Genomic DNA, 18055 nt, shown 5'->3' on the forward strand with positions numbered 1-18055 from the left:
GCGCGTCAGTCGTGGAGGGGGTTGGCGATGGTGACGTAGACGGACTGCGTTTCGACGGGGCCCACGAGCTCGTCGAGGCCGCCCAGGCGGGTGAGCAGGTTCGCCTTGCAGCGGAGGGTGGGTGAGTCCAGCAGCTGCGCGGGGAGCGGACCGAGGCCCGCGGCCTTGCCGAGGAAGCGGCGGAAGGCGGCGAGGAGTACACGCTCGTCGGCCAGCCGCTGGGATCCGAAGGCGCCGATGAGGCCGAGCACGTTGTTGATGCCGAGGTAGTAGGCGAAGCGTTCGTCGGTGACGGCGTCGCGGACGAAGGTGTCACTGGCTCTGCCGATGCCGGGGAGCCGCTGTTCCAGTTCGGCGCGCCGGGAGTCTCGGAAGTAGTAGCCCTGGTTGTCGCGGAAGCGGCCGCCGACCGGCCAGCCGGCCCGGTCGAGGAGGACGAGGGTGTTCTGCTGATGTGCTTCGAGGGCGATGCCGGCGAGCGCGTCGAACGCGAGGACCGGCAGGACGACGTGGTCGAGGTAGCGCAGGAACCACTCGGCGGCCACGGCGGAAGTGGAGCGTCCGGTGGAGAGGGAGAGCCGGGAGACAGTGTCGGCGAGCCGGGAGCGCACCGTGGTCCGGCCGGGCCACGGGCGGAGGGCGGTGAGCGCGGCGACGCAGACGGCGTCGTCGTCGGAGTGGAAGGGGTTGTGGCGCAGCAGGGCGTCGAGTCCGGGGACGGGGGTGCCGTCCGGGGAGTCGACGGCGACCCAGGCGGGGTCGCGGACGATGTCGAAGCCGGGGTGGGCTGCCTGCCACTGCTCGGCGAGGCCGGTGCGCAGCAGTCGGTGCACCTCGACGCCGCGGTGGAGTTCCTTGCGGAGGTTCTCGCGGCGGGAGTTGGTGATGCGCAGGCCCAGGGAGAGCTTGAGCATCGCGGGGGCGCCTGGGCGGTGGACCGTGCGGACGGAGGAGGTGGGGTACCAGGGGGCGCCGTGGGGGCCCAGGTCGGTGAGGAGTCCCGCGTCGCGCAGGGCGGTGACGGCGGGGCGCTGGAGGAGGTCGCGGGCCTGCCAGGGGTGCAGGGGGAGGGGGGTGGTGCCGGCGGGGGTCGGGAGTCCCGGGGCGAGCCGGGCGAGGAGTTGGGCGGCGGAGACCGGGCGGCCCCGTTCGGTCCAGGCGGAGTCGGTGGCGAGGGCGGTGGGTGCGACCGCGATCCAGTGCAGGGGGAAGGAGCCGTGCAGTTCGGGTGAGTAGTGGCGTACTTCGGCTTCGGAGAGTCCTTCGCGGCTCTTCGGGTCCGGCTGGAGGGGGTGACCGAGGAGGAGTGACTGTTCCGCGCTGAGGAAGCGGTCCCCTGTGATGGGGACGGGGGCCTCGGGGCGTTGGCGCCGGTCGGCGATGAACTCGGCGGTGCGGCGCACCGAGTCGGCGACCCGGCCGACGAGGTCGGCCCCTCCGCGGCCGGTGCCCTCGCGGGCGATGAGGGCGGCCAGGGTGACGGCGTCGACGGCGGGGGCGTGGGCGGGGGCGCCTTCCAGGCGGGCGGGTGCGAAGCGGTGCCAGCCTGCCGGGGACCAGTGGCGGACGGGGACGAGGAGGGCGGCGCCGGATGCGGGGAGGGGGATGCGGAGCAGGGTTCCGACGGGCCCGTCGGGGCGGGGGACGCCGCTCTCGCGGACCCAGCACCGCAGCAGGTTCTCCACCGTGGCGGCCTCGGCCGCGACGGCCGGGTCGGGGTGGTCGAGCAGGTCGGGCAGCACGGCCGGTTCGGGGCCGACGGGTCCCGTACCGCCGGGTCGGGGGCGCGGGGTGCCGTCCTTCTGCCGGGGCACGGTACCCGCCGGGGAGATCCCGGCGGGCTGCCGGACCGCGCCCGGCTGCCCGGAAGGGGCGGCCGCCTCCGGCGCGGGCTCCTCCGGCCGGTCCGGGTCGAAACCCGTCCCGGCGGCGATGACCGGGCGGTGCGCCGGTTCCTCCGGAAGCGCGGGGTCCTCCGGCCCGTGCGGCGCCGGAGCACGACCTGGAACAACGGCTTCCGGGCCCACCCCGAACACCGGACCTGCGGGGGCGGCCGGGTCCGTGGTGGCCGTCTGGGGGCCGTGGGGAAGTTCGGGGTCCCGGGTGTGTGCCGGGGTGGAGTCCGGACCGGTCGAAGCGATCGGAGGCCTGGAGACAGGCTGGGCTGCCGGGGCGCGGCCGGTGAGGGCGGATCCCGGAGCCGAGCCGGCCGCCGAACCGCTCGGGGGGCGGGGGGCTGCCCGGTCCGTCGGCTGGTCCGCCGCGAGGTCCGCGGGAGCGCGGCCGGGAACTGAGGGATCCGGGCCGACCGCATCGGGCAGGAGACGGGCCGCCTGGTCCGTCGGGGCGTTGTCGGGTCGGGTGGGCCCCGGGGGCGGGCACTGCTGCGGGGCGGGGACTGCGGCCGAGGCAAGGGGTGCCGTCTGATCCGTCGGCGCGTGGCCGCGAGGGGCGGGCTGCAGGGGGGCATGGCGGTCCGGCCCGGTGGTGGGCAGGGGACGGGGAGCCGTCTGCGTTGAGGCAGGGCCGTCAGGTGTGGGGTCCGGGGCCGGCGTGAGCTTCGGGGTGCGGCCCTGGAGCGTGGGCTCCGGGGGCGGACCGGCCACCGGATCGGCAGGGTTGGTGACGGGTTGAGAGGACGCCCGGCCGGTCGGAGCGGGAGCCGACGGGGAGGAGGGCGTGGCTGTCCGGTCCGTCGAGACCAGGGCCGACGGGGAGCCCTCGCTGGTTGTCCGGTCCGACGGAACGGCAGCCGAGAGGGAGGACGGCGTGGCCGTCCGGTCCGACGGGGCGGCGGCAAACGGAGAGGACGCGGTGGCTGGCCGGTCCGACGGGGCGGCGGCCGACGGAGAGGACGCGGTGGCCGTCCACTCCGATGGGACGGCGGCCGACGGGGAGGACGGCGTCGTCGGCCGGTCCGTCAGGGCGGGGGTCGAGGGGGAGGCCTCGGTGGTTGGCCGGTCGGTTGGGGGGTGGGGGGTGGGGTCGGGCATCGGGGGTCCTTGGGGTGCGGGTCAGAGGGGCCGGCGGGCCGCGGCGGGGAGGGCGTCGGCCAGTCGGTCCAGGACGGCGGTGGCCTGCTCGTCGGTCAGGGTCAGCGGGGGCAGCAGGCGTACGACGCTGGAATCCCGGCCGCCGAGTTCGACGATCAGTCCGCGGTCCAGGCACTCCTGGCGGACGGCGGCGGCGAGGGCGGGGGCCGTGGCTCCGGTGTCGGGGTCGACGAGTTCGAGGCCGATCATCAGGCCTCGACCGCGGACGTCCCCGACGCAGGGCAGGTCGGCGGCCAGCCCGCGCAGGGCCGTGAGCATCCGCCCGCCGAGGACGGCGGCGCGCTCGGCGAGGCCGTTGCGGCGGACGTAGGCGAGCGTGGCGGTGCCCGCCGCCATGGCGAGCTGGTTCCCACGGAACGTTCCGGCATGGGCTCCCGGCGTCCAGACGTCCAGCTCCGCGCGGTAGACGATCACGGCGAGCGGCAGGCTGCCCCCGATCGCCTTGGACAGCACCATCACGTCGGGCACCACGCCCGCGTGGTCGACGCCCCAGAAGGCGCCGGTGCGGCCGACGCCGGTCTGCACCTCGTCGGCGATCAGCGGGATGCCCCGGACGGAGGTGATCTCCCTCATCCTGCGCAGCCAGGCGTCCGGGGCCGGGTGGACGCCGCCTTCGCCCTGGACGGGCTCGACGATCATGCCGGCGGGCAGGGGCACCCCGCTCTTGGGATCGTCCAGCAGGCTCTCGGTCCAACGGGCGCCGATCCGGGCGCCCTCGGGGCCGCCGACCCCGAACGGGCAGCGGTGGTCCTGCGGGTACGGGAGCCGGGTCACCCGTACGTCGGTGGCGCCGCCCGAGGCGTCCATGGCCCCGGAGGTCATGCCGTGGTAGGCCCCGGTGAAGGCCAGCAGCCCGGTGCGGCCGGTGGCGGCGCGGACCAGTTTCAGCGCGGCCTCGACGGCGTCCGTCCCGGCCGGGCCGCAGAACTGGACGCGGGCGTCGGCGGCCAGTCCCGCGGGCAGGTTGGCGAACAGCTCGGTGGTGAAGGCGTCCTTGACCGGGGTCGCCACGTCGAGCACGTGCAGCGGGGCCCCGGAGTCGAGGACCCCGCGGATGGCTTCGAGGACGACGGGGTGGTTGTGCCCGAGGGCAAGGGTCCCCGCTCCGGAGAGGCAGTCGAGGTAGCGCCGCCCGTCGGCCCCCTCGATCGTCAGCCCCCGGGCGCGTACGGGGACGATGGGCAGCGAGCGGGCGTACGTCCGGGCGGCGGACTCCCGCAGAGCCTGCCTGCGCAGGATGCCCTCGGCAGCGGCGGGCGCACGGCTCCCCTGTGCCGGGACCAGCGGCGGTTCCGGCGGCCGAACATGCGGCCGAACATGCGGCGGAACCTGCGGAGAGGTCTGTGCGGATGTCTGCGGCGGGGTCTGTGCCGCGGCTGCGGTCGGCTCGGTCAAGGCCACGACTGTCGGTCCTCCCGCACGGGTTGCTCTTCCGGATTGCGTCTCGAACATGAACGCTGCTGCTCCATCCCCCGTACGTACCAACGACGGTGACGGCGACGGATCACGGGTCGGCGGAAGATCCTTGGCCGTCGGCACGAACGGGCGAGGACGACGGAAAGGGGCACACGAGGACGGACGGGGCATCCGCGCGTGACGTCTGGGCGGGGCCCGGAGGCAGGAACCACCGACCCGGGAGGCACCGTCCTCCCTCACGGCGGCATAGTGGGGTGCTGCGATCCACCCGGACGACACCGCCTCAACACCTCGAAACACCAGGGGGACTTACGACATGCGACCGAACCGACCGGTCACCGCGATCCTGTGCGTGGCAGCGCTGGCGCTGACCGCCGCGGCGTGCGGGCCCGGCGACGGCGAGGCGGGCGGCGACGCCAAGCCGACCGTGGCCGCGCCCCCGCCCTCCGCCGCCACGGACGGAATCAAGATTCCGCAGGAGCTCAAGGACAGGCTCAAGCAGCACGGGTTCGACATGGAGAAGTGGAAGGGGGGCGCGTGGAAGAACTGGAAGAAGGAGGACTGGCTCCGCGAGGCGGGCGACTACGTCAACCCGATCATCGACGGCCTGTGGGACCCCGACCGCATGCGTGACGCCGAGCAGCCGCAGCGCCCGGCGGTCGACCCGGACGCGGGCAAGGACCAGGGCGTCACCGACCCGACGCCGGCGGCCGTGGCGGCGAAGCCGGCCTCCGCGCCGTACCACACGAGCGTTCCCGCCTCCGGCAAGGTCTTCTTCGACGGCCCCGAGGGCTCGATGGTCTGCTCGGCGACCGTGGTGAAGGACCCGGCCCACCCGGGCAAGTCCAACATGGTCTGGACTGCGGGCCATTGCGTCCACGCGGGCAAGGCCGGCGGCTGGTACCGCAACATCGCCTTCGTCCCGTCGTACAACAACGCGGGCCGGCCGGCGGCGGCGCTCAAGGGCGCGCCGCGCGAGCAGGTGGCCCCGTACGGCGTGTGGTGGAGCGACTGGGCGCAGACGTCGGACCAGTGGATCGCGACCGGCGGTCCGACGGGAGGCGCGGGTGCCCCCTACGACTTCGCGGTGCTGCACGTGACCCCGGAGAAGGGCAGCGGCAAGTCGCTGGAGGAGACGGTCGGCTCGGCGCTCCCGGTGGAGTTCAGCGCCCCGGCCGTGCCGAAGGTCGCGAGCATCACGGCGACGGGCTATCCGGCGGCGGCGCCCTTCGACGGGCAGAAGGCGTTCCAGTGCGCGGACAAGCCGGGCCGGCTGGCGCTGACCCAGGCGGACCCGGTGATGTACCGGATCGGCTGCACGATGACCGGTGGTTCCTCCGGTGGCGGCTGGGTCGCGGCGGGCGCCGACGGCAAGCCGGCGCTGGTGTCGAACACCTCGATCGGCCCCGCCAAGGCGGGCTGGCTGGCCGGCCCCAGGCTGGGCCCGGAGGCCAAGGGTATCTACGAGGCGGTCAGCGGCAAGTTCAAGTGAGCCGCGGGGCATGACACGACCGAGGGCCCCTCGCCTGTGCGAGGGGCCCTCGGTCGTGTGGTGCGGTGTGGTGCCGTGCGCTGTGGTGCCGTGTCCGCTGTCCGGTTACTGCTTGGCGGGCACGTACGGTGCCAGGTCCGCCGCGAGTTCCTGGTGGACCCGGGCCTTGAGCAGGGTGCCCTCCGGGGTGTGCTCCTCGGAGATGACCTCGCCCTCGGCGTGCGCCCGGGCGATCAGCCCGCCGCGGGTGTACGGCACCAGCGCCTCCACCTCGACCTCGGGCCGGGGCAGCTCGGCGTCGATGAGCGCGAGGAGTTCCTCGATGCCCATTCCGGTGCGCGCCGAGACGGCGATGGAGTGCCGTTCGATGCGCAGGAGGCGCTGCAGGACCAGCGGGTCCGCGGCGTCCGCCTTGTTGATGACCACGATCTCGGGCACGTTGACCGCGCCGACCTCGCGGATCACCTCGCGCACGGCCGCCAGCTGCTCCTCCGGTGCCGGGTGCGAGCCGTCCACGATGTGCAGGATGAGGTCGGAGTCGCCGACCTCCTCCATCGTGGAGCGGAACGCCTCGACGAGGTGGTGGGGCAGGTGCCGGACGAAGCCCACCGTGTCGGCCAGGGTGTAGACCCGGCCGGAGGGGGTTTCGGCGCGGCGCACGGTCGGGTCGAGGGTGGCGAACAGTGCGTTCTCCACCAGGACGCCCGCACCGGTGAGGCGGTTGAGCAGGGAGGACTTGCCGGCGTTGGTGTAGCCGGCGATGGCGACCGAGGGCACCTTGTTGCGGCGCCGTTCCTGCCGCTTGATGTCGCGGCCGGTCTTCATCTCCGCGATCTCCCGGCGCATCTTGGCCATCTTCTCGCGGATGCGGCGCCGGTCGGTCTCGATCTTGGTCTCACCGGGGCCTCGGGTGGCCATGCCGCCACCGCCGCCGCCACCCATCTGCCGGGACAGCGAGGCGCCCCAGCCGCGCAGGCGCGGCAGCATGTACTGCATCTGCGCGAGCGCGACCTGCGCCTTGCCCTCTCGGGACTTGGCGTGCTGGGCGAAGATGTCGAGGATGAGCGCGGTCCGGTCGACGACCTTGACCTTGACGACGTCTTCGAGCGCGATGAGCTGGCCGGGGCTGAGCTCACCGTCGCAGACGACGGTGTCGGCGCCGCTCTCCAGCACGATGTCGCGCAGTTCGCGGGCCTTGCCGGAGCCGATGAAGGTGGCCGGGTCGGGCTTGTCGCGACGCTGCATCACGCCGTCGAGGACGAGGGCGCCCGCGGTCTCGGCGAGGGCGGCGAGCTCCGCGAGGGAGTTCTCGGCGTCCTGCACGGTCCCGGAGGTCCACACACCGACGAGGACCACGCGCTCCAGGCGGAGCTGTCGGTACTCGACCTCGGTGACGTCTTCGAGTTCGGTGGAGAGACCGGCGACGCGGCGCAGGGCCGCGCGCTCGGAGCGGTCGAGCTGGTCGCCGTCCCGCTCTCCGTCGATCTCGTGGCTCCAGGCGACGTCCTCTTCCATCAGGGCATCGGCCCGAAGGCTCTCGGTGAAGCTCTGCGAGTCCCGCACGTTCTGCGCGTCCCGCGGGTCCTGGGAAGGGGAAGAAGAGGAGGTCATTGGATCCTTACGTCGATTCGATTGCGTCCGCGCCGACCGCGGTCACTGCCATGATCACGGTCGGAGACCGGGAGCATGTCCACGGTCAAGACCAGGTCAGGGCCAAAGGTACCGCTGCGCGTGACCAAGCGCTGTCACGTCCAACGTGTGACCGCGTCCGGTGATTCCCCGGTCGGCCTCGTCGATGGTGACATGCCCGTTCCTGGCCCGTCATACCGTTTTTCCGGCGGCCGGATCCGCCGGGGCCGCCTTCGGGGCCGTCCCGGGAGCCGTCTCGGCACGCGGTGCGGGAGCTGCCTTCGGGGTCGGCTTCGGGCTCGCCTTCGGGGTCGCGGGGCTGCTCCACTCCGGGTGTCCCGGCATCGGCGGCGTGGTCTGCCCGTAGAGCCACGGCTCCAGGAAGGGCTCCAGGTCGCGTCCCGCCTCGCGGGAGGCCAGGCGTACGAAGTCGTCCGTGCCGGCTGTCCCGTCCTTGTGCTCCGCCACCCAGTTCCGTTCGACCCGGTCGAAGGCCTCGGTTCCGATCTCCTGCCGCAGTGCGTAGAGGATCAGCGCGGCCCCGTCGTAGACCACCGGCCGGAACAGCCCGATCTTCTCCCCCGGGGCCGCCGCCTTGGGGGCCGCGGGGGGGCCGCCCGCGGCGCGCCACTGGTCGGAGCGCTGGTAGGCCTCGCGCATGCGCCGGTCCAGGGAGTACTTGCCGAGGCCGTCCGCGTAGAGGGCCTCGTACCAGGTCGCGTGTCCCTCGTTGAGCCACAGGTCGGACCAGGTCCGCGGGGTCACGCTGTCGCCGAACCACTGGTGGGCGAGCTCGTGGACCATGACGGACTCCACGTACCACTCGGGGTAGCCCTCTCCCGCGAAGAGGCCGTGTTCGAAGAGGGAGAGGGTCTGCGTCTCCAGCTCGAAGCCGGTCTTGGCCCGCGCGATCAGCACGCCGTAGTTCTCGAAGGGGTAGCGGCCGACCCGCTGTTCCATCCACTCGATCTGCCCCGGGGTCTTCCCCAGCCAGGGCTCCAGCCGCTCCCGGTCGGCGGCGGGCACGACGTCGCGCAGCGGGAGTCCGTGCGGCCCCGTGCGGTGGACCACGGCGGACCGGCCGACCGAGACCTGGGCCAGCTCGGTGGCCATCGGGTGCAGGGTCTTGTACGTCCACACCGCCGCGCCCCCCGCGCGGGCGGAGGGGAGGCTGCTCGGGACCCCGTTGGCGACGACCGTCGTCCCGGCGGGGGCGGTGATCCGGAAGGTGAAGTACGCCTTGTCCGCGGGATGGTCGTTGCAGGGGAAGACGCGGTGGCCGGCGTCTGCCTGGTTGGCCATGGCCAGGCCGTCTTCGGTGGGCACCCAGCCGCCGTCGGCGCGGCCTCGCGGGTCGCTGGTGTGCCGGACGACGAGGTGCAGCGGCGTCCCCGCGGCCACGGCGTGCGCGGGGGTCAGCACGAGGTCCTCCCCGACGCTCTCGACGCCCGCCGGTTCCCCGTTGACCTCGGCGGAAGCCACCGTCCCGTTGGTGAAGTCCAGGTTGATCCGCTCCAGCGGCTCCAGGGTGCGGGCCTCGATGACGGTGACCGCGTCGAGGGGGGTCAGGTTGTCCTTGTACGTGAGGGAGAGGTCGTACGAGAGGACGTCGTACCCCGGGTTGCCGAGCTCCGGGAACAGCCGGTCGCCGATGCCCAGGGGCTTCGGCGGGGGCAGCACGGCGGCGACGAGGGTCAGGGAGGCCGCCGCGAGGAGGGCGGCGCGCAGGCGCGGGGAGGTGAGCTGCATCCACCACCGCTTACCAGCGCCCGGAGCGCGCCCGCGAGCGACGCGCGACGGGGGCACCCGAACGTGTGGCGCCCGCCGTTGGCCGCCCCGCTCACTCCCCCGGCGTACGCCCCCTCACGCCGTACCGCGCCGCTCCGGATCCGAGGACCCGGGCCCCGCCCTTCCCCCGGAAGTCTCAGGCCCGGCTGACGTCGTAGACGCCCGGCACGTCCCGCATGGCGCGCATCAGGGCGGGCAGGCCCGTCGCGTCGGGCAGTTGCAGCGTGTAGGAGTGGTGGACCCGCTGCTCGACCGGCGGCTCCACGGTGGCCGAGATCACCTCGACCCCCTGACGGGCGATGGCCTCGGTCAGATCGGCCAGCAGGTGCGGGCGGCCGAACGATTCAGCGAGCAGGGTGACGCGGCAGTCCGCGGTGGCCCGCCAGTGCACGGCGACCGAGGTGCGGCCCACGGAACGCATCTGGTCCACCGCCGGACAGTGGATCCGGTGCACGGTGACGGCCCCGCCCCGGACGACGAACCCGGCGACCGCGTCGGGCGGCACCGGAGTGCAGCAGCCGGCGAGCCGTACGTGGGCGTCGGGGAGGTCGACGACGGCGTTGCCCCCTCCGCCCCGCAGCCCGGTCACGGACAGCGGCGCCCGGGGGGCCGCGGCGTCGGGTCCGGCGCCGTCGGGATGGGCCGCGAGCCAGCTGCCGATGGCGATCCGGGCGGCGGGGGTCCGGGCGTGCTCCAGCCAGTCGGCGGCCGGCCCGGAGGAGGCGTCGTGGGCGAGCAGCAGCTGCACGGTGTCCCCGTCGGAGAGCGGGGAGGACAGGGAGGTGAGGCGCCCGTTGACCCGGGCGCCGATACAGCCGTGGGCCGCCTCGCCGTACTGGGCGTAGGCGGCGTCGATACAGCTGGCCCCGGCGGGCAGGCTGATCGCGGCGGTGGCGTCCCCGTCCTCGCGGAACACGGTGATCTCACGGTCCTGGGCCAGCTCCGCGCGCAGCACGCTCCAGAAGGTGTCCGGGTCGGGCGCGGACTGCTGCCAGTCGAGGAGCCGCGAGAGCCAGCCGGGACGGGTGGGGTCGACGCGCTCCTCGTCGCTGACCGCCGCTTCCGCCCGGGTGCCGGTGGTGTACGGGTTGCCGAGGGCGACGACGCCCGCCTCCGCGACCCGGTGCATCTGGCGGGTGCGGACGATGACCTCGGCGACGTACCCCTCGGGGACGGCGACCGCGGTGTGCAGGGACTGGTAGAGGTTGAACTTCGGGGCGGCGATGAAGTCCTTGAACTCGGAGACGACCGGGGTGAAGCAGGTGTGCAGCTCGCCGAGGACCCCGTAGCAGTCGGCGTTCTCGGCGACGAGGACGAGGATGCGGCCCAAGTCGGAGCCGCGCAGTTCGCCCCGGGTGCGGGAGATGCGGTGGACGGAGACGAAGTGCCGCGGCCGTACCTGTACCTCGGCGGCGATCCCGGCGTCGCGCAGGACGGCGCGCACGGAGTCGGCGATGGCGGGGAGCGGGTCGACGTCACCGGCGTGGGCGGCGATGAGCGCGCGGGTGTGCGCGTACTCCTCGGGGTGGAGGATGGCGAAGACGAGGTCCTCCAGCTCGGTCTTCAGGGCCTGGACGCCGAGCCGTTCGGCGAGGGGGATCAGGACGTCGCGGGTGACCTTGGCGATGCGGGCCTGCTTCTCGGGGCGCATCACGCCGAGGGTGCGCATGTTGTGCAGCCGGTCGGCGAGTTTGATGGACATCACGCGGACGTCGTTGCCGGTGGCGACGAGCATCTTGCGGAAGGTCTCCGGTTCGGCGGCGGCGCCGTAGTCGATCTTCTCGACCTTGGTGACCCCGTCGACGATGAAGCAGACCTCGTCGCCGAACTCGGCGCGGACCTGATCGAGGGTCACGTCCGTGTCCTCGACGGTGTCGTGGAGGAGAGAGGCCGTCAGGGTGGTGGTCTCGGCGCCGAGTTCGGCGAGGATGAGCGTGACGGCGAGCGGATGTGTGATGTACGGCTCACCGCTTTTGCGCATCTGGCCGCGGTGGGAGGTCTCCGCGAGGAGGTAGGCCCTCCGCAGAATGGACAGATCGGCGTCCGGATGGTGGGCACGGTGCGCTTCTGCTACGTGTCCGATGGCGTCCGGAAGCCGGTCCCGGGACGCGGGCCCGAGCAGGGCGGCTCGTCCCAGGCGGCGCAGATCCAGCCGGGTCCGGCCACGTCTGCGCAGCTCAGGACGCACTTCGGCATGTGCTTCGGGGTTCGTGGCCTCTGCACTCATGGGCACCTCCGACGGCTTCGACCGGCGGTGGCGGGCATGGGGTGAGCCCTCAGGGCCGGTGCCTGATGTTACCGGCCCCACCACGTGGCGCAGTCCACCTCTCGCTCAGCGTGAAACGGATCACCCATGAGAGGGAATCTTCAGGCGAAAGCCGTTTCGCTGAGCCAGGCCGCCTCGAACTCCCCCGAGGCCACGATGACGGCCGGTCCGGTCATGTCGATCCGCCCGTCGGGGTGCTCGGTGATGGCGAGCGTGCCACCGGGCAGATCGACGGTGTACGTGACCGGTTCGCCGGTGACGGCGGGGTCGACGCCGTCACGGCGGATGGCGGCCACGGCGACGGCGCAGGCGCCGGTGCCGCAGGACCGGGTCTCGCCGGAGCCGCGCTCGTGGACGCGCATGGCGACGTGCCGGGGGCCGCGGTCGACGACGAACTCGACGTTGACCCCGGTGGGGTAGGCGGAGGCGGGGCTGAACGGCGGCGGGCTGTACAGGTTTCCGGCCTGGTCGAGGCTTTCAACGAACGCCACCGCGTGCGGGTTCCCCATGTTCACGTTCCGCGCGGGCCAGGTGTGCTCGCCGACGGAGACGGTGACCTCCCCCTCGGGGAGTTCGGCGCGGCCCATGGAGACGGTGACGTCGCCGGTCTTGGCGAGGTGCACCTGCTTGACGCCGCCCCGGGTGGCCACGGCGAGGTCGCCGGGCTCGACGTGGCCGGCGTGGTGGAGGTAGCGGGCGAAGACGCGCACGCCGTTGCCGCACATCTCGGCGACGGAGCCGTCGCTGTTGCGGTAGTCCATGAACCACTCGGCACGGTCGGCCAGGTGTGCCGCGTCGGGGTGGGCGGCGGAGCGCACCACGTGGAGCACACCGTCGGCCCCGATGCCGGCGCGCCGGTCGCACAGGGCGGCGACGGCGCTCGCGGGCAGCTCGATGGCGTTGTCCGGGTCCGGGACGATCACGAAGTCGTTCTCGGTCCCGTGGCCCTTGAGGAAGGAGAGGGTGGTGTGCGTCACCCGCCCATCGTACCGAGCGTCCCCGGGCCCGGCCGGAGCAGGTCAGCGAGGTGTCAGCGGCGCGGGGACGTCCGCCCCGCGCGGCGGGCCCAGGGCCTAGGGGGTGTCTGACGGATGTCCGTGGGGAAGGAGCGGCGTCCGGTGCGTGCTCTCGGCGTGCCGACCGGAAGCCCGCGTACTGGACGTACTTGGGCTTTCGGTCGGTGCGGCGAGAGTGCGTGCCGGGCGTCGCGACGCCGCGGATATCCGTCAGACACCCCCTAGCGGAGCCGCGCCACCCGGTAGACCGCGAGCGCTACGACGGCCAGCGCGACCAGCGCGTACAGCCCGGCCATCCGCCAGTCGGGGCGGCGGCCGCTGCCGCGCGGCGGGAGCCCCGGCCAGGTGTAGCCGACGCGGCGCGCGGCCATCATCCCCCAGCCGCCCGCGCAGGAGCTGATGAGGAAGCCCAGCATGGCGACGACGGCGCCGCCGTCCCCGAACTCGAAGGCGAGGGGGAAGGCGAACATCAGGGAGCCGGCGGCGGCCAGGATCACGATGGGGGCGATCTGCCAGATCCGCAGCCGGCGCTGCGGGCGCAGCTCGACCTCGACTGCGGGGCCGGAGGCGTCCTCGCTGCCCGGCTCGGGCGCGTCGGGGCCGTCCGGGGTCAGCCGCGCGGGATCCGCGGGCAGACCCAGGCCGTCGGGAGCGTCCACGGACTCCAGGGCTTCGGAGCCGACGGACCCGCCGGTTCCGCCCGGCCCCGCGGGGCCGCCGGGGGCTCCGTGAAGCATCGGGTCCGCTTCCTGTCTGGTGTCGTCCCGCCCGGTGTCACGAGGGCCGGCCTCCATAGCCACGCGCCCTCCCCACTTCGGACTTCGTACGCCGCTGTTCAGAAGTTTGATGATGGCACGGTCCCGGGCCCCGGACGGGCGCACGGGGCTTCCCGATGCCATCACGTGATCAGGCTGTAACCGCTCGTTCGACCAACGACTGCGCGAGTCCGGCGAGTTCCCCGCGGTCCGCGGCGGCCCCGCTGAGCCAGTGGACGCGGGGATCGCGGCGGAACCACGAGTCCTGGCGGCGCGCGAAGCGCTTGGTGGCCCGGACGGTCTCGGTCCTGGCCTCCTCCTCGGTGCACTCCCCCGCGAGGGCTGCCAGGACCTGCTGGTAGCCGAGGGCGCGGGAGGCGGTGATCCCGTCGCGCAGGCCGCGGGCCTCCAGGGCGCGGACCTCGTCGACCAGTCCGGCCTCCCACATCCGGTCCACGCGCAGCGCGATCCGTTCGTCGAGCTCCGGCCGGGCCACGTCGACGCCGATCTGGACGGTGTCGTAGACGGACTCGTGGCCGGGCAGGTTGGCGGTGAAGGGCTTGCCCGTGATCTCGATCACCTCCAGGGCCCGGACGATCCTGCGGGTGTTGCCCGGCAGGATCGCGGCGGCCGCCGCCGGGTCGACGGCGGCGAGGCGCGCGTGCAGGGCGCCGGGGCCGCGCAGGGTGGCCTCCTCCTCCAGGCGGGCCCGTACCCCGGGGTCGGTGCCGGGGAACTCCATGGCGTCGAGCGCGCCGCGGACGTAGAGGCCGGACCCGCCGACGAGGACCGGGGTGCGGCCCTCGGCGAGCAGCTTGTCGATCTCGGCGCGGGCGAGGCGCTGGTACTCGGCGACGCTGGCGGTCTCGGTGACGTCCCAGATGTCGAGGAGGTGGTGCGGGACCCCTCCGCGTTCCTCGACCGTCAGCTTGGCGGTGCCGATGTCCATCCCGCGGTACAGCTGCATGGAGTCGGCGTTGACGACCTCGCCGTCGAAGTGTCGGGCCAGGGCGACGCCCAGATCGGACTTTCCGGCCGCGGTGGGACCGACGACGGCGATGACCCGCGGGGCGGGGGCTGCATTCCTCACCGGGACAGTCTCGCAAACCGAACGGCATGTACCCGATCGGGTTACGTGACGGGGCGCGGCGGGGGTCGTTGCCCTGAAGAGGTTCGGGCCGGGCGCACGCCCGGCGGAGGCCGGGCCGGACCACGCGGAACTTCACCCGCACGAGTAGCGTTATGGGAGTAGACATGGGCGTTTTCAGTCGGTTTCGTCGACGCAAGGACGGGGCTTCGGCCGATTCCGCAGCGGCCGAGGCCGTGACGGAACCGGCGGAACCCGCGGCCGAGGAAGTCGAGGAGGCCAAGACCGAACCCGCCGCGACGGAGGCTCCGGCGGCGGAAGCCGTGGAGATTCCGAAGCAGCAGTCGGCGGATGCGGCCGCGGACAGCGAGGCCGGCGAGGGCGCCCGCAAGTAGCCACGCCACTGGAAGGTGACCCATGGGCCTGCTGGACAATCTGAAGGCCAAGCTCGCTCCGGCCAAGGACAAGGTCGGCGATCTCGCTCAGCAGCACGAGGGGAAGATCGGCGAGGGGCTGGACAAGGTCGCCAAGGCGGTGGACTCCAAGACCCACGGCAAGTACAGCGACCGGATCACGACCGGCACGGACAAGGCGAAGGACGCCCTGGGCAAGATCGCGCACAAGGACACCCCCGGCGGGCCGACGCCGCCGGCCGCTTCCTGACGCACGGTACGGAAAGGGGCGCGGGACCGGGAGAGCACCGGTCCCGCGCCCCTTCGTCGTGCCGGGTCGACCGTGCCGGGGCCCCGACTCAGGACCAGGTGGCCACGAAGTAGCCGACGCCGTAGGGGGCGTCCTCGTACAGCAGCCGGCCGTCGAGACCGGCGTCCTCGGCCGCGCCCGCGAGGACCTGCCAGGGGGCGCGTCCGGCGGCCTGCAGTTCGGCGGCGAGGGTGGGGTCGAGGGCGGCCAGGGCCGCGATGTCAGCGGCGCCGAGGGCCCGGCCGGCGGCGGCGTCGAAGGCGGCGGCGCGTTCGTCGAGGTATCCGGGGGCCTTCAGGGTCCGGCAGGCGCTGCCGTCGCCCATGACGAGCAGCGCGACGCGCGCGTCGCGCGCGGCGAGTTCCCGGCCGGTGCGCAGGCACTCCTCCGGTGCGGCGGGGGCGGCCACGCCGAGGCCCTCGACGGGGGCGGCGCCCCAGCCGGCGCGGCCCAGCAGCCACGCGCCGACGGCCAGGGAGACGGGCAGCGACCGCGGCCCCTCCTCACCCGCGCCGAGGCGGACGTCGGCGTCGACCCCGAAGCCGTGGAAGCCGCCGCGGGAGCCCTGGGGGTAGGGCCCGGTGTGGTCGGCGTCGGCGGTCCCGACCACGACCAGCAGGTCGGGCCGGGAGGCGGCGAGCACGGCGAGCGCGTCGGAGCAGGCGGTACGGGCGTCGCGCAGTTCGGCGGCGGCGCCCGCGGCGACCTCCGGCACGAGGAGCGGCGGTGCGGGGCAGACGGCGGCGGCTACGAGCATGATCCGCAGCCTAGGGGTTACCCCGCCGATCGGGCCAGACCGGCCCCGGGCCGGGACCGGGCCGGGACCGGGCCGGACGCGGGCCTGTGGGAGCCCGACCGGAGGGAGCCCGGCCGGACGAGGGACCGGCCGGTCGAGGGACCGGCCCGGACGGCCTCGGGTGGGGCTCAGTCGATCGCGCAGCCCGACGTGGCGACCGGCAGCGGCGCCGGGACGCCGAGGGTGGGGATGCCGAGCATGACTCCGGCGGGCTGCGCCGGGGCGGCGTTGCGCTTCTCCCAGGCGTCGCCGGCGCGGGTGCGCCGCACCTCGCGGGTCGGCCCCTCGGCGAGGAGGTGGTGCGGGGCGGCGTAGGTGATCTCGACGGTCACCACGTCGCCGGGGCGCACGTCCTCGTCCGGCTTGGTGAAGTGCACCAGGCGGTTGTCGGGGGCGCGGCCGGAGAGGCGGGCGGTGGCGCCGTCCTTGCGGCCCTCGCCCTCGGCGACCATGACCTCCAGGGTGCGGCCGACCTGCTTCTTGTTCTCCTCCCAGGAGATCTCCTCCTGGAGGGCGACCAGGCGCATGTAGCGGTCCTGGACGACCTCCTTGGGGATCTGGCCCTCCATGTCGGCGGCCGGGGTGCCGGGGCGCTTGGAGTACTGGAAGGTGAAGGCGTTCGCGAAGCGGGCCTCGCGCACGGCGTGCATGGTCTGCTGGAAGTCCTCCTCCGTCTCGCCGGGGAAGCCCACGATGATGTCGGTGGAGATCGCGGCGTGCGGGATCGCGGCGCGGACCTTCTCGATGATCCCGAGGAAGCGCTCCTGCCGGTAGGACCGGCGCATCGCCTTGAGGATCGGGTCGGAGCCGGACTGCATCGGCATGTGGAGCTGCGGCATCACGTTCGGGGTCTCGGCCATGGCGGCGATCACGTCGTCGGTGAAGTCGCGCGGGTGCGGGGAGGTGAAGCGGACCCGCTCCAGGCCCTCGATCTGTCCGCAGGCGCGCAGCAGCTTGCTGAAGGCCTCCCGGTCGCCGAGGTCGGAACCGTAGGCGTTGACGTTCTGGCCGAGCAGGGTGATCTCGGAGACGCCCTCGGCGACCAGCGCCTCGACCTCCGCGAGGATGTCGCCGGGACGGCGGTCCTCCTCCTTGCCGCGCAGCGCCGGGACGATGCAGAAGGTGCAGGTGTTGTTGCAGCCGACGGAGATCGAGACCCAGGCGGCGTACGCGGACTCGCGGCGGGTCGGGAGCGTGGAGGGGAAGGCCTCCAGCGACTCGGCGATCTCGACCTGGGCTTCCTCCTGGACGCGGGCGCGCTCCAGCAGGACGGGCAGCTTGCCGATGTTGTGCGTACCGAAGACCACGTCGACCCAGGGGGCGCGCTTGGTGATCGTGTCGCGGTCCTTCTGGGCGAGGCAGCCGCCGACGGCGATCTGCATGCCGGGGCGCTTCGTCTTCATCGGGGCGAGGCGGCCGAGGTTGCCGTAGAGCTTGTTGTCGGCGTTCTCGCGGACGGCGCAGGTGTTGAAGACGACGACGTCGGCGTCGCCGTCGCAGCCCTCGGGCGCGCGGACGTAACCCGCGTCCTCCAGCAGACCGGAGAGTCGCTCGGAGTCGTGCACGTTCATCTGGCACCCGTAGGTGCGCACCTCGTAAGTTCCCTTGGGGTCCACTGCCGGGCTCCGGTCGCTGCTGCTGGTCATGCAACAAGGGTAGGCGGTACCCGGGAGCCCTCCGGCCCCCCGTTCAGCGTGCCCGCCGGGAGGCGGCGGCCGAAGAGCACGAGCAGCAGGTCCTGGGCCCGGCCGTGGACGGGGTCGCCGCTGCCGTGGGACCAGTCGATGTCATCGGCACACAGCCGGATGCCGGTCAGGTCCACTCCGAAGAAGCGCAGGCCGCGCGGGGTGACGGCGTCCAGCAGGAGGCGCAGCCGGTCCTCGGGGACACGGCGCGGGTGGCCGGGGGCGACGGTGATGTCGAGGCCGTGGACGACGTCGTGGGCGAGGCCCCCGGTGGGACCGCCGGCCGGGGGCTTCCAGGGGTGGTGGGCGTGGTCGCGGGAGCAGGGCGGCGAGCTCGCCCGTCGTGAAGGCGGCCGCGTCGCGGCGGGCG

Annotated in this window: 14 protein-coding genes; 3 read left to right on the plus strand and 11 right to left on the minus strand. The window is 73.7% G+C overall.

Annotated elements, in window-relative coordinates:
* Positions 1–5 precede the first annotated feature (5 nt).
* The gene (locus ACZ5D2_RS23335) at positions 6–1934 is read right to left on the minus strand and encodes an IucA/IucC family protein (protein WP_468931672.1); all 1929 of its coding nucleotides are present in this window, start codon (positions 1932–1934) and stop codon (positions 6–8) included.
* 1080 nt (positions 1935–3014) lie between these two features.
* Positions 3015–4505, minus strand: coding sequence for a diaminobutyrate--2-oxoglutarate transaminase family protein (locus ACZ5D2_RS23340; protein WP_371676348.1), 1491 nt, complete (start codon positions 4503–4505; stop codon positions 3015–3017).
* Positions 4506–4785: 280 nt separating this feature from the next.
* Between ACZ5D2_RS23340 and ACZ5D2_RS23345 the strand changes: the two genes are divergently transcribed.
* Positions 4786–5961, plus strand: coding sequence for a trypsin-like serine peptidase (locus ACZ5D2_RS23345; RefSeq protein ID WP_371676349.1), 1176 nt, complete (start codon positions 4786–4788; stop codon positions 5959–5961).
* A gap of 105 nt (positions 5962–6066) precedes the next feature.
* Here ACZ5D2_RS23345 and hflX read toward each other — a convergent pair whose 3' ends face one another.
* The 6 genes from hflX to miaA all read right to left on the minus strand — a co-directional run bounded on the left by hflX (position 6067) and on the right by miaA (position 14505).
* On the minus strand, positions 6067–7572 hold the full coding sequence (gene hflX / locus ACZ5D2_RS23350; protein ID WP_371676350.1) for a GTPase HflX: 1506 nt from the start codon (positions 7570–7572) through the stop codon (positions 6067–6069).
* Between the two features lie 210 nt (positions 7573–7782).
* Positions 7783–9339 (minus strand): M1 family metallopeptidase, encoded by a 1557-nt coding sequence (locus tag ACZ5D2_RS23355; RefSeq protein WP_371676351.1) that lies wholly within the window; start codon positions 9337–9339, stop codon positions 7783–7785.
* A gap of 175 nt (positions 9340–9514) precedes the next feature.
* Complete coding sequence (locus tag ACZ5D2_RS23360) at positions 9515–11605, minus strand: RelA/SpoT family protein (RefSeq protein WP_371676352.1); 2091 nt, start codon at positions 11603–11605, stop codon at positions 9515–9517.
* A gap of 140 nt (positions 11606–11745) precedes the next feature.
* On the minus strand, positions 11746–12621 hold the full coding sequence (dapF, locus tag ACZ5D2_RS23365; protein WP_371676353.1) for a diaminopimelate epimerase: 876 nt from the start codon (positions 12619–12621) through the stop codon (positions 11746–11748).
* Between the two features lie 260 nt (positions 12622–12881).
* Complete coding sequence (locus ACZ5D2_RS23370; RefSeq protein ID WP_371676354.1) at positions 12882–13397, minus strand: hypothetical protein; 516 nt, start codon at positions 13395–13397, stop codon at positions 12882–12884.
* Between the two features lie 169 nt (positions 13398–13566).
* The gene (gene miaA / locus ACZ5D2_RS23375; protein ID WP_266842798.1) at positions 13567–14505 is read right to left on the minus strand and encodes a tRNA (adenosine(37)-N6)-dimethylallyltransferase MiaA; all 939 of its coding nucleotides are present in this window, start codon (positions 14503–14505) and stop codon (positions 13567–13569) included.
* A 164-nt stretch (positions 14506–14669) separates the two neighbouring features.
* Between miaA and ACZ5D2_RS23380 the strand changes: the two genes are divergently transcribed.
* Together ACZ5D2_RS23380 and ACZ5D2_RS23385 are read left to right on the plus strand one after the other, a co-directional pair.
* Positions 14670–14897, plus strand: a complete 228-nt coding sequence (locus tag ACZ5D2_RS23380) for a hypothetical protein (RefSeq protein WP_468931659.1) — start codon at positions 14670–14672, stop codon at positions 14895–14897.
* A 22-nt stretch (positions 14898–14919) separates the two neighbouring features.
* On the plus strand, positions 14920–15165 hold the full coding sequence (locus tag ACZ5D2_RS23385; RefSeq protein WP_371676356.1) for an antitoxin: 246 nt from the start codon (positions 14920–14922) through the stop codon (positions 15163–15165).
* A gap of 88 nt (positions 15166–15253) precedes the next feature.
* Here ACZ5D2_RS23385 and ACZ5D2_RS23390 read toward each other — a convergent pair whose 3' ends face one another.
* From ACZ5D2_RS23390 to ACZ5D2_RS23400, 3 genes are all read right to left on the minus strand, one after another.
* On the minus strand, positions 15254–15961 hold the full coding sequence (locus ACZ5D2_RS23390; protein WP_371676357.1) for a class III extradiol dioxygenase subunit B-like domain-containing protein: 708 nt from the start codon (positions 15959–15961) through the stop codon (positions 15254–15256).
* 167 nt (positions 15962–16128) lie between these two features.
* Positions 16129–17646, minus strand: a complete 1518-nt coding sequence (gene miaB / locus ACZ5D2_RS23395; protein WP_266842793.1) for a tRNA (N6-isopentenyl adenosine(37)-C2)-methylthiotransferase MiaB — start codon at positions 17644–17646, stop codon at positions 16129–16131.
* Positions 17643–17822, minus strand: a complete 180-nt coding sequence (locus ACZ5D2_RS23400) for a hypothetical protein (RefSeq protein WP_371676358.1) — start codon at positions 17820–17822, stop codon at positions 17643–17645. The genes miaB and ACZ5D2_RS23400 overlap by 4 nt, the downstream gene beginning before the upstream one ends.
* Positions 17823–18055: the final 233 nt, after the last annotated feature.

The organism is Streptomyces sp. NPDC031479 (assembly GCF_055581065.1).

Bases quoted from the DNA above. Each gene is read 5' to 3' on its own strand.
- ACZ5D2_RS23380 (WP_468931659.1), top strand. From the start codon at position 14,670: ATGGGCGTTTTCAGTCGGTTTCGTCGACGCAAGGACGGGGCTTCGGCC.
- ACZ5D2_RS23345 (WP_371676349.1), top strand. From the start codon at position 4,786: ATGCGACCGAACCGACCGGTCACCGCGATCCTGTGCGTGGCAGCGCTG.
- ACZ5D2_RS23370 (WP_371676354.1), bottom strand. From the start codon at position 13,397: ATGCTTCACGGAGCCCCCGGCGGCCCCGCGGGGCCGGGCGGAACCGGC.
- ACZ5D2_RS23390 (WP_371676357.1), bottom strand. From the start codon at position 15,961: ATGCTCGTAGCCGCCGCCGTCTGCCCCGCACCGCCGCTCCTCGTGCCG.
- miaB (WP_266842793.1), bottom strand. From the start codon at position 17,646: ATGACCAGCAGCAGCGACCGGAGCCCGGCAGTGGACCCCAAGGGAACT.
- ACZ5D2_RS23355 (WP_371676351.1), bottom strand. From the start codon at position 9,339: ATGCAGCTCACCTCCCCGCGCCTGCGCGCCGCCCTCCTCGCGGCGGCC.
- ACZ5D2_RS23340 (WP_371676348.1), bottom strand. From the start codon at position 4,505: ATGTTCGAGACGCAATCCGGAAGAGCAACCCGTGCGGGAGGACCGACA.
- ACZ5D2_RS23385 (WP_371676356.1), top strand. From the start codon at position 14,920: ATGGGCCTGCTGGACAATCTGAAGGCCAAGCTCGCTCCGGCCAAGGAC.
- ACZ5D2_RS23360 (WP_371676352.1), bottom strand. From the start codon at position 11,605: ATGAGTGCAGAGGCCACGAACCCCGAAGCACATGCCGAAGTGCGTCCT.
- hflX (WP_371676350.1), bottom strand. From the start codon at position 7,572: ATGACCTCCTCTTCTTCCCCTTCCCAGGACCCGCGGGACGCGCAGAAC.